Here is a 10,849-nt window from a genome sequence, read left to right on the forward strand (position 1 = left end):
GGCGTTGAGCGTGTAGCCCTTGCGGACGATCAAGCGATCAGCGGTTAGGACGCATGCAGTTTTGTTGGCAGACAAAACTCTTCCTTGCCCCAACAAGTTGGGTCCCATGCTGTCACACGGAGTGCACTCCGAGTCACACGCTGACCAATCGCCTACGGGAAGCCCAACGCGAAAAAAAATCACGAGCCAGGACAACATTTTGGGGGGCAAAACCGATAATAGAGGCGGACGGTTTCGCGCATTGCGACGAGGGCGGACCGTCAGAAGAGGGCGATGGGTCACCGGGGGTCACAATCGATGCGAGCGAGGAGATTCTCCTGATGCAGCACGCCAAACAAGCGTTGACGTGGCTCACCTACGCACAAGCGGCTTCCTACACGGGCTGGTCAGTCGGTCATCTACGGAACCTCGTCTCGGCTGGGCGAATACCGGTCTACGGACGATCCCGCGTGCGCCGGTTCCGACGGGATATGTTAGACCTGTTCCTGACGAATCCGAACATGGCGATGCGGGAGTTCCTGTTGGAAAGGAACGAACCGCATGGCCGTTAGAAAGCTGGCCAACTCATGGCAATACGACTTCACGCTTCAAGGCTACGGACGCCGGCGCAAAGCTGGCTTCCGAACCAAGGCCGAGGCGCGCGAAACCGAACAGAGGGCTCGCGAAGACCTGATCGCAGGTCACAAGCGAGTTCGCTTCGCCGATGCGTACGAGTAGTACATGTCGGCCACGACGATGAAGGATCGCAGCCGGGATGCCTACCGGGATCTCTGGCCGCAGATCAAACCCGTGCTCGGACACCTCTTCATCGAGGAGGTGGACACCTCGGCGATGGACGCGCTCAAGCGCGCCCTACCCGCCCACCTCGGACCGAAATCGGTCAACAACCGGCTTGCCTTAGTACGAGCCGTTCTTCGGTTCTGTTGGAAGCGGGGTCGCCTCGCGGCGATTCCGTACGTCCCGACAGAGCGCGCCCCGAAAAAGAAGCCCACCTGGTACTCCGAAAAGGAACGGGATCGCTTCTTGGCCGGGATGTTCGAGCTACAACCGCAGCGGTACCTGTTCTTCTACCTGTCGGCCCGGCTCGGGCTGAGGGTGTCGGAGGTCTACGCCATCTCCCGAAGCCGGCTTCGGGACATCCCCCCGCAGCTGGTCGTCGACCGGGCGGTCCAGCGCGGGACCAAAGAGCGCCCTGCCGTCCTGGCGACGCGCAAGAACAACGAGGCCTACGTTCTCGAGCTCAGCGAGGACATCCTCGGTGCGATCCGCTGGCACGTTCGCCAAGGGTACGCTGGCCCGGAGTTCCTGTTCTCCAAGGACGGGACGTTCCCGCGCTACATCGACAGCTACAAACGCCCCATGGTGGCCGTGCAACGAGCGCTAGGGCTCCGACCGCTGAGCCATCACGCTCTTGGTCGGCATTCAGTCGCGAGCCAGGCCGTCACGAACGGTCACTCGATCAAGGCAGTTCAAGCCCAGCTCGGGCATCGGTCCGAGCAAAGCACGCACATGTACGCGCACCTTGGCTCGCATGCGCAACTGCGTTTAGTCGAGTCTTTGCAGCCCGTTGCGCCACCTCACGTCAACGTCAGGTCAACGAGCAAAAAGAAAGGCACCTAGCGCTCTCGCTAAGTGCCCGACTTCGTTGGTTGCGGGGGCCGGATACGCACAGCGTTGTCCGGTGGAGTTTGGGGTGCCGATGGAGATGGTGATTGCGGCGTAGCCGGTGGGCTCCACCACTTCGACGAAGTGCCCTGAGGCTAGGGCTGCCGCCCAGTAAGAAGGCGCTTGGAATCGAACAGCCGGCAGTTCACCTGATTCCGACGATTCTCGAACGGTTTGACTCAACCGCGCCTGGGAGGAGGTTGCACGGACCGTTGCCTCAACGTTGGCCGCTTTCCCCTGTCAGAGGCTTTCCCCTATCCCCGCATCGCGGCTGGCCACAGCCCACGCCCGCCTCCCTTCGAGCTCTGATGTGCTGATCTCCGTTCTCATTGCCGACTTGGTCACGTAGTCCTTCTGGCCGTCTTCCTTTTCCGCGTAGATGTGGGTCACCGGCGCGCTCCGGAAGTAGTAGCCACCGCTGTGGCCATCAACGTCGTTGGAGAGGGCGAGGTGGATGGAGGTCGCGGCGCCCTCCGCGGGGCTGATGCCCGATTCGTTGGTGCGTCCCGCCTTCGACCACAGGCCGGTGTTCACGTTACCCGGGTGTAGGGCATTGCTCGTCACCCGAGAGCCCGCCGCCGCGAGTCGACGAGCGAGCTCGTTGGACAGCAAGATGTTGGCGAGCTTGCTTCGCCCGTATGCGCGCCATTGGTCGTACCCTTCCGAGCTCCGATGCTCCTCCGCAAGGAGAGGGTAGTCCACCTTCTGGGGGTGGAGTCGGTGCGCACCCGAAGCCACGTGCACGATGCGCCCACTCGGATCCCGGGCCGCTTCGAGCGCCGGCACCAGCAGGCGGCATAGGAGGAAGTGCCCGAGGACGTTGACCTGCCACTGCTGCTCGAAACCATCGGCCGTCTTTCGCCAGGGCAGCGCCATGATGCCTGCGTTCAGCACGCAGGCGTGGAGGGGCCGCCGGGTCGCGAGGAAGCTCTCCGCTGCCGACCGGACCGACTCGAGAGACGAGAGGTCGAGGACCAACACTTCCGCGCTGCTCTCGGCCGGCGCAGCTGCAAGCAAGGACTCGACCGCGGCACTCCCCTTCTCCCCGGAGCGCGTGCCGACGATGACGTGGTGTCCCGCCTCGAGCAGGCCCTTGCACGTCTCGAACCCGATTCCCGCGTTGCCGCCTGTCACCAACGCGATGGGTTTGGAGCCTGTCGTTGTGTCATTCATCGTTGTCGCCTCGTTGTCGGGTGCTCTGTGTACCATCGAGAGAAGAGGTTGGGTACATCGCTCCACGGCACCGGCGCTCGGTCCGTTAGCCCTGGGGAACCGAGTTCCAAAGCTGGGATGACGCACATGATCTCTGCAGCCGTTTTGGCGTCGTGATTAGGCCTCATGGCAGCGGACTGGTATTCGAGGATGTCGACCGAGGCACCCGCGTGAAGGCGTCCTCCGTGGCTCGCGAGCTCAGCGCTCATTTCGACACGCTGCGGTGACCGACATGACCGCGCATAGCAACGAACTCGCTGCGGTCTCGTACCTGGCCGGCCACAAGGACGTGCAGACCACCTCACGGTACGTCTATCCACCATTTGAGGCCGGCAAACGAGTGAACGACGCCTGTTTTCGGGACACCGTTTGGGACACGAGCGAGTTCTACGAAGAAGGCGAAATTGCTAACTCGTTAGTGTGCTTCCTGAGAGATAGGTAGCACTTCATTCCGGGCACATGGGTTACACAATTCGGCATTTTGGGGAGGCCCCGAGATGCCGTGGAAGGAGTGTAACAAGATGGATGAACGCGTTCGTTTCGTGGCCCGACTGCTCGAAGGCGAGAAGATGGCCCCACTGTGCCGGTCCTTCGGGATCTCGCGCAAGACCGGCTACAAGATCTTCCAGCGCTACAAGGACATGGGGCTCGAGGGCCTCACCGACCGTTCCAGGCGGCCCTACCGCCAGGCCAATCGGCTGCCCTTTCAGGTCGAGCAGCTCATCGTGTCACTCAAGAAAGAGCAGCCCAGTTGGGGCGCGCCGAAGATTCGCGAAGAGCTCCGGAGGCTCTACCCCGATATCCACGCCCCGGCCACCAGCACGGTGCACGCCGTGCTCGACCGTCACGGTCTGGTGAAGCGCCGCAAAAAGCGCCGTCCCAAGCTACAAGGCACCAAGCTCTCGCGCGCCCGCAAGCCCAACGACGTGTGGTGCGCCGACTACAAAGGCGAGTTCATGCTCGCCGACCAGCGCTATTGCTATCCGCTGACGGTCACCGACTTCGAGAGCCGCTACCTGCTGGCCTGCGAGGCGCTGAGCTCGACCAAAGAGAAGTACGCGTTTTCCGTGTTCGAGCGTGTCTTCAAGGAGTTTGGGATGCCCAAGGCGATTCGCACCGACAACGGCATTCCCTTCGCCTGCGCCAACGCGCTCTACGGTTTGAGCCGGCTCTCGGTCTGGTGGCTTCGGCTCGGCATCGCCATAGAACGCATCCGCCCGGGTCATCCGCAAGACAATGGCCGTCACGAGCGCATGCACCGTACGCTCAAGGCCGAGACGACGAAGCCCGCCGAGCGTTGACTACCCCTTTCACGACAAGACTGTCACCGTCACCGCCTGCGGCCGCATCTGCCTCAAGACCAAGAAGGTCAATCTTTCGAACGTCTTCGCCGGACAGAAGGTCGGCATCAAGCAGGTCGATGATAGACTCTGGCTCACCAGCTTCATGACCTACGACCTTGGATATCTTGACGAAGACAGCTGCCGACTCGAGCCCATCGAGGACCCGTTCGGCAGCAAAGTGTTACCTATGTCTTCGGAATGAAATGCAACCCATGTGTCCGGGTTGCACCATCAAGGAGCGGCGCGCATGTCGAATGTCACTGACATCGCGGTACAGTCCGCGTTGTTGTCGCCTCGAAGGTCGCCGTTGATATCGGAGAAAACATCGACCGCCGCTCCCCCGCCCTCGATGACGGCCTCCATCAACGCCGATGCGCTGTCCTTGTCCAACGTGCCTCCGAGCTCGACGTCGAAGCCGCGATCGAGGTCGATGGTCCCCCGAATCACGGTGTTAGCCAGAAAGCTGGGGGTTCCTGCGATCGGAAGCGGGACCACTCCGAGGGTCCCGCTCGCGCAGCCATCATCGCTGAGGTTCATCGGAATCGCTTCGTCTGCAGGGGTGCCGTCGATGACCAATGTCACGTTGACACAGCTTTCACCAAGGTTTGGTGCGAGAATCCACGAGAGCTCGAGGACCCCGGCGCAGAGTCCGTCGTAAAGCGCCTGGTTCACCTGGCTGAGGTCGGTTCCCAACGCTCGAAAGGAAGCACCCAGCGAAGCGATGCCATTGTCAACGCCGCCCATTCCTTCGGTCGTGAAATTGGAGTCGGCATCGCAGCTGGTGCCGTCACATCCATCCAGGTCGAAGCCGGCGTTGCAGTCGGCAATGCTCGTGCCGAGCTCCGGGAAATACTCGCTCCCGGCAAGCGCCAAGAAGCGAGCTCGATATGTCGATTCCTGGCCCTCGGAAGTACAGCTAGCGGGATTCATGACACTCTCGGTTCCCGCGCATGCGTTTGTGAGCTTTGGGGTGGGCTCGATAGCACACGAAAGATCTTCCTCGATGCCGTCGACCGGCCAGTTCTCGCAGCGAGAGGCAGGTGGCTCACAGGCCGCGCCCATTTCTGGGACTCCGCCATCGGGCGGCAGAAACGACTTGTTGTGAACCAACACGCCTTCGGCGAAATAGTTGTGGAAGCCCGCGACTTCGAGATTGTAGACGGTCATTCGGTCGGCCGACTTGGGGAACGACAGGACCGACGTCTCGCCGACCGCTCCCGCATGGAACGTTCGAAGCTCCGTACCGGTGGAGAGCGAGGACGCAGGCGCGTAGTGCCTTCGTTCTGGAACGTAGAACGGATGCTCCTTGGTGACCCACAGCACATTGCCGTTCGCGAGTCGGAGCTCACGAACGAGGGCGTGTCGATGGCGGAAAGTGCGCGAGATCGGGGAAGGGACACGGCGCCGGGACTCGTGGTCGTAGCTCCACACCAGATCCCCGTCTTGAAGGGCTTCGATAGGAAGGGCCCCGGCGGGCGTGTCGATTCGCGTGCCTGCGGCGAAGCAACTGTCTTCAGAACAGGATGCGACTCCGGAAGCGCAAATTGGAAGAAGAACGAACACGCCAAGACTACGATAAGACATGAGCGAATTCAGCATCCGGACGACAACCCTTGTCAAGGACTGATGAGCGAGCTCAGGTCGCCTTCTCAGGAAACAGACCTGGCATCCAGCGGGACGCGAGCTCCGCTGGGAACGCAATGTGGAGAGGCGAGCGCGGACTCTCGGAGGCGAGCGCTCGGCGTTCTGCCAGCGCTGCAACGACGCGCCGTGCCTGACGGTCACTGACGCCAAGCACGTGAGCGACTTCACCGCGTGGAAGCTCTCCTCGAAAGAGCACGGCTTCAAGCACGCTACCTGCCCTCTCCGGGAGCCCACCGAGACGTATCTCCTCCTCTGCCCACAAGAGGATACGCGCGCGCAACCGGTTCGGTTCGACGAGCGTTTCCATGAAGGAGACCTGATCAAGACAGGTCTGCAGGAAGAATTGCGTGAAGCTCGCGAGGGCCTCCTCGCTCAAATGACCGCGCCCGTCGAGGTCGTTGCGGCGCTCGAGATCGCAAGCGGCAAGGTGGCTCTTGTAGTCAACCACGCGTCTAGCGAGACCTCTCGCAACCGACCAGACACCGCCGGTATCAAGCGCTTCAAGCAGCGTCGCGTGTGAGACGAGCCTTGCTACGCGGCCATTGCCATCAAGGAATGGATGAATCCACAGCAACCTGTGGTGGGCGGCCGCAGCGGCTAGGATCGTGCCTGCCCTACCCGTGTTCGAGTAGACCTCCTCGAAGCGGCCCAGGAAACGAGGCACGGCACCGGGGCTAATGGGAACGTGGCGACCGACGGTGACGTCCCTGTCGCGTAGCTTTCCGGGAACTACCTCGATGCGCCCTTTCGTATCGAGCTCTTCCGCCCAGAGCAGCTCCTCCGGCAAACCCTCACAGAAGCGTCGGTGGATCTCGCAGATCCCGTCGGCCGAGAACTCTTTCCCATGCAGACCCCCACCCTCGTCGATCCATTGCTGCACCGCGATGTGGGCCTTGGCTTCGAGCTGCAGGTTGCGCGTCTTGGGCTCCGCGCTGTAGTCGCTGTTCAGCGCCCGTTCGATGTCGACGGGATGCGTATCGTGACCCTCGATCAGGTTGCTGTAGTAGCAGTTCATGGCGCGAACGAGGTCGGCCAGAGGCTTGAGAACGCCGTCGGGCAGGCTGCGCCGAAACCCCGCCGAGCGGGAGGCGAGCTCTACGGCGAGGTCGTCGAGTCGAGCTTTGTGCGGCGAGCCGTCGGGTACGAGCATGGGCTCCATCAGCCCGGTGGATTCACCCCGATCGATGGCCGGCTTTATGTCCGCATTGATGTCCGTTTTAGACTTGCCCACAAATGCTATTATAACATCTGTTTAGATCTATTCAAAACAAGTTCATGGCCGCTAAAATGTCCGCTTTCATGGCCGCTATGAAGGCGTGGATCGCTTTTTCAGGGCAAGTACCGGGGAAAATGGGACTTCCGCAAGAACACTCGGCGCACCCTCGAGGAGCTCTGCGCGGAGGTGTCCGGGGTGGACTCATCGACCAGCCTTAGTGAGGCGCGTCGCGGTATTTGCCGTCGGCGACGGCCACAGAAATCACCCGCCGCGACTCGTTGTCGAACGTGAGCGCTGGAACGACCGCGGCGACCGGGTGGTGATCATAGTACCACGCCACAATTGCTCTCCCCGTTCTCTCATCTGTCCACTCCTCGGTCCGAATCGGTTCGAACGGTACGGTTGATGAAACCACTTCCATTGGCGTCCCTAGTTCGACACGCCAGAGCGAATCGCGGATCTCCTCGTAAGGCCCGTCCCAGATGGCCCGCATGACCGCTACGGCGGCGAACATCAGAACGCCCAAGAGGACGGTACCTCTAAGGCCCCATCTAGCCACCGTGCCCAACTTCGGCATCACGAGAAGGTTAACAAACTTCGGATGAGGCTCTATTCCCGTTGTTCACGCTCCGTACCCTTCGCCGATCCTCTCCGCTGCGCGGCCAAGTAGCACGTCTTGCCAGAACGACTGATCTTCCCCCATCTCTTCAGACGGGTTTCTTAAGGTGCGCGAGTCGTTCCTGAAGCATGCCGGCGCTCTCACTCGGCTGAGCTCGGAGGGCGGAGAGACGAGTGTCGGGGTGCCGGTCCGCAACCTTCGGGTTCTTTGCCCGAAGGTCGCCAAGACTCGCGCGTCTCTTCACCCGTTGAATCCCGCCACTTCGTGACCGGTGTGTCCTTCGGGCTGTGCATCCGGGAGGTCGCGCGATCGTCGAACCCCAATCGCGAAAAGCTTGCAGAATTGATCGTTGCTGCGCGATGCAGACTGCGTTTGGATGCACGTTCGACATTGCTGATGTCAAATACGCGTCAAAACAAAAAAACGAGCAGAGAGCGGATGAACGCTAACTGCTCGTTATGATTAGTTGCGGGGGCCCGTTACGCACAGCGTTGTCCGGTGGAGTATGGGGTGCCGATGGAGGTGGTGATTGCTGCGTAGCTAGGAGCGGCAGATCGGCTTCGAGGCGTCGTGCGATGGTGGGTCGGTGGCCAGGCCGCTGCGGACTAGGGCACAAAGCCCAGCTGCTCGAACAGTTGCGGCGACTGCTTCAGGTAGCGATTCTTGGCGGTTTCCATGAACCATGCTTCGGCCACCGTCTCGTTGTTCTGCAGCCGTGCATCCTGCCAGTTTAGCGGTGCCACCGGCGGGAACTGGCGCCAGTCTGCGTTGATGAAGCTGATCGCCTTGATGTTCCTTTCGTAGGCCAGCGAGAAGTAGTTGACGAACCACGTGTCCCAGGAACGCAGGTCGCCATCAAGGATCCCGTGAACCGGGCTCGATTCGGCGACCATCACCGGCTTCTTGTGCGTCTTCGCGAAGTCGAACACGGCCTTGGCGTCGGGACCCAGGTCGGGGCCGTACATGTGACCAAACAGGGAGACCGCCACCCAGTCGACGTAGTCGTCGCCGGGGTACCAGGACTCAAGCGGGTAGCCGTTGTAGGGTGGGGATGCGTAGGAGTGCCACACGAACGCGACGTTGTTGACGCCCTCTTCACGGGTGATGTCGACGAATCGCCGATACGCAGTCACGTACTCCGACGGTTCCAACGCGTTGTGCGCGCCGTCGAACTCGTAGCCGATCCGGAGGTAGATGGGACGGCCGATCGTCTTGGCCCAGGTGCTGAACCCGCGAATGACGTCGTCATACACGCCGAGCCCGGTGTCCTTGGCAACATCCCCCATCCCCACCATCCATAGCCCGCTCTGCAGCACCGTGTTGGGAAAGCGATCCACCAGCTCCTGATGGTTAAAATTATCCCTGTACTCGGTGACGAACGTATTCGCCAGGCCGTCGGTGCTGCGGATGCCCCAGTAGGCGGCCCACCCGCCCGGCGCAGGCTCGTTGGGGAAGCTGGCGGCGTACTCGTTGATGTCTTCCAACGTCTGTCCCATGATCAGCAGCGTCTTACCCGCCGGCGGCACAAACTTGGTCTGTTCGTACGCGTACACGAATGCGGGGTCAACGTCGGTCCGGATCTTGTCCACCAGGTCCGCGATGGGGTCGCCTCCGACGCCGCCATCTCCACCGTTTCCGCCGTCACCAGCAACGCCTCCCATTCCACCTGCTCCGCCATCACCACCCGGCCTCTCACCACAGCCCACGAGTCGCACGGCTCCAACTGCAGCCACAACGAGCACAAAGCCAATCAACCAACGCATAAGCAACCTCCCCGGTCTTCACGAAGCCGTACGCGACGCAGAGGCAAGATGACTCGTCACGGAATGCGGCGCAATACGTAACTCTGCACTGTCTCCGTCAGCGCAGACCTTGCGCGAGCGACCGCATTGTCCTCGCGCTTCTCGCGTTCACATCGCAGGGAAAGCGCGTTATCCCAGTCGGAGGTCAGCGCTCACGTCCTCGAGTGATTTCTAGACCGTGTGAAGGTCTCGTTCTAAGGGGCCGGAGCTTGGCTCTAACGCTTCTTCTGGACGACCTTCGGGCTATGAGTTCACGAAGCCCGGTTTTCGTGTGCCAGAAGCGTGGCAGGGGCAAAGGGGGTCAAGACCCGGTGCGCTTGAGCGGATAGTCCTGGATGAGCACCTCCGGCGGGATGCCGTATTCCTCGTGGATCTTTCGAATCATCGGCAGCGTCATCCGGCGCTTTCGGCTGAGGACTTCGCTTGCGCGCGGACGGCTTCCCAGGGTTCTCGCCAGATCCGCAAGCGGCAGTCCCAATTGCTCCAAGCGAAACTTGAGCGCTTCGATCGGGTCCAGGAGAACGTCCTGAACGAGAGCGGACTCATATGCATCGACCAAGGTCGCGAGAACCTCCAGCCGCGCCGCTTCCGCCTTCGTGAGCTTCTTGCTCGCCTCCTTGTCCATGAGGCGTTCGATCTCATGCGTTGCTGCGTCGCAATCCTTTTTGTTTCGAATGGGCTGAATCTGTTTCATTTTGCTCTTCCCACGGTTGCGGCGTCGATTCGGTCGTACTGCTTATGGGTCCCAATGAACTTGATGAAGGCAATCTGGCGTCGATAGCTCATGTGAACGACAAGCCGATACTTGTTCCCGCCGATGTTGAAGATCACGCGGTCGTCGCCAACGAAATCAGCTGACCGATAGTGGCGGCGTATGTCTGAAGGTTTGCGAAACTCTGCTCTTCTCATCTCCTGGAGCCACGAACGTAGCGGCTGTTCTGCCTTGGGGTGCTTCTCCCAGAATGCGCGAAGCGTTCGCTGAGCGATCACCCTCACCTGATGAGTGTGTTCCCAAAATGGGAACATGTCAAGGGCGCGGGCAGGGCGCGACGACCTTCGGGTTGTGCACCGGCAAGGTCGTGTTGTTGCGGCGTACTCAGAATCGAAAATCCAACGTTTTCGGACGATCCGTGCATCGCTTTGGCGACGGATTTCAATGTGCCGTGGGACCTCATGGCACCGTTAAGGCACCGAGCAAAAAGAAAGGCACCTAGCGCATTTGCTAAGTGCCCGACTTCGTTGGTTGCGGGGGCCAGATTTGAACTGACGACCTTCGGGTTATGAGCTCTACAACCGCCAATTTCTTCGCTTCAGTCAATCCCAACATTTGAGACACTTTAACAACGAT

Annotated in this window: 11 protein-coding genes and 2 pseudogenes; 6 read left to right on the forward strand and 7 right to left on the reverse strand. The window is 60.9% G+C overall.

What is annotated here, in order from left to right:
• Positions 1-320 precede the first annotated feature (320 nt).
• Genes HKN37_05800 through HKN37_05810 form a run of 3 tightly spaced genes read left to right on the forward strand, consistent with a single transcriptional unit; the run spans position 321 to position 1,620 of the window.
• Complete coding sequence (locus HKN37_05800; protein ID NNE46156.1) at positions 321-551, forward strand: helix-turn-helix domain-containing protein; 231 nt, start codon at positions 321-323, stop codon at positions 549-551.
• Entirely contained in the window at positions 541-717 is a 177-nt protein-coding gene (locus tag HKN37_05805; GenBank protein NNE46157.1) for a hypothetical protein, read from the forward strand. Before HKN37_05800 ends, HKN37_05805 begins: the two co-directional genes overlap by 11 nt.
• 18 nt (positions 718-735) lie before the next feature.
• A complete protein-coding gene (locus HKN37_05810; protein NNE46158.1) occupies positions 736-1,620 on the forward strand; it encodes a tyrosine-type recombinase/integrase in 885 nt (294 codons plus the stop codon).
• 285 nt (positions 1,621-1,905) lie between these two features.
• Here the strand turns inward: HKN37_05810 and HKN37_05815 are convergent, their stop codons facing one another.
• Complete coding sequence (locus tag HKN37_05815; GenBank protein ID NNE46159.1) at positions 1,906-2,838, reverse strand: SDR family NAD(P)-dependent oxidoreductase; 933 nt, start codon at positions 2,836-2,838, stop codon at positions 1,906-1,908.
• A 271-nt stretch (positions 2,839-3,109) separates the two neighbouring features.
• On the opposite strand from HKN37_05815, the gene HKN37_05820 reads away from it, so the two are divergent.
• Together HKN37_05820 and HKN37_05825 are read left to right on the forward strand one after the other, a co-directional pair.
• Entirely contained in the window at positions 3,110-3,319 is a 210-nt protein-coding gene (locus tag HKN37_05820) for a hypothetical protein (protein ID NNE46160.1), read from the forward strand.
• Positions 3,320-3,374: 55 nt separating this feature from the next.
• Positions 3,375-4,422 (forward strand): annotated as a pseudogene (locus tag HKN37_05825) (transposase).
• 29 nt (positions 4,423-4,451) lie between these two features.
• Here HKN37_05825 and HKN37_05830 read toward each other — a convergent pair.
• The 4 genes from HKN37_05830 to HKN37_05845 form a co-directional block, all read right to left on the reverse strand.
• Positions 4,452-5,804: a hypothetical protein gene (locus tag HKN37_05830; GenBank protein ID NNE46161.1), complete on the reverse strand. Its 1,353-nt coding sequence runs from the start codon at positions 5,802-5,804 to the stop codon at positions 4,452-4,454.
• A gap of 52 nt (positions 5,805-5,856) precedes the next feature.
• Complete coding sequence (locus HKN37_05835; protein NNE46162.1) at positions 5,857-7,023, reverse strand: Fic family protein; 1,167 nt, start codon at positions 7,021-7,023, stop codon at positions 5,857-5,859.
• A 271-nt stretch (positions 7,024-7,294) separates the two neighbouring features.
• Positions 7,295-7,639, reverse strand: a complete 345-nt coding sequence (locus tag HKN37_05840) for a hypothetical protein (protein ID NNE46163.1) — start codon at positions 7,637-7,639, stop codon at positions 7,295-7,297.
• Positions 7,640-8,304: 665 nt separating this feature from the next.
• Positions 8,305-9,288 carry a hypothetical protein gene (locus tag HKN37_05845; protein NNE46164.1) on the reverse strand — a complete coding sequence of 328 codons (984 nt, stop codon included), beginning with the start codon at positions 9,286-9,288 and terminating at the stop codon, positions 8,305-8,307.
• 19 nt (positions 9,289-9,307) lie between these two features.
• Between HKN37_05845 and HKN37_05850 the strand changes: the two are divergent.
• Positions 9,308-9,385 (forward strand): annotated as a pseudogene (locus tag HKN37_05850) (polymer-forming cytoskeletal protein).
• A 417-nt stretch (positions 9,386-9,802) separates the two neighbouring features.
• On the opposite strand, the gene HKN37_05855 reads toward HKN37_05850, so the two are convergent.
• Complete coding sequence (locus HKN37_05855) at positions 9,803-10,195, reverse strand: hypothetical protein (protein NNE46165.1); 393 nt, start codon at positions 10,193-10,195, stop codon at positions 9,803-9,805.
• The gene (locus HKN37_05860) at positions 10,192-10,497 is read right to left on the reverse strand and encodes a type II toxin-antitoxin system HigB family toxin (GenBank protein NNE46166.1); all 306 of its coding nucleotides are present in this window, start codon (positions 10,495-10,497) and stop codon (positions 10,192-10,194) included. Before HKN37_05860 ends, HKN37_05855 begins: the two co-directional genes overlap by 4 nt.
• Positions 10,498-10,849: the final 352 nt, after the last annotated feature.

Source organism: Rhodothermales bacterium, from assembly GCA_013002345.1.
Taxonomy (GTDB): domain Bacteria; phylum Bacteroidota; class Rhodothermia; order Rhodothermales; family JABDKH01; genus JABDKH01.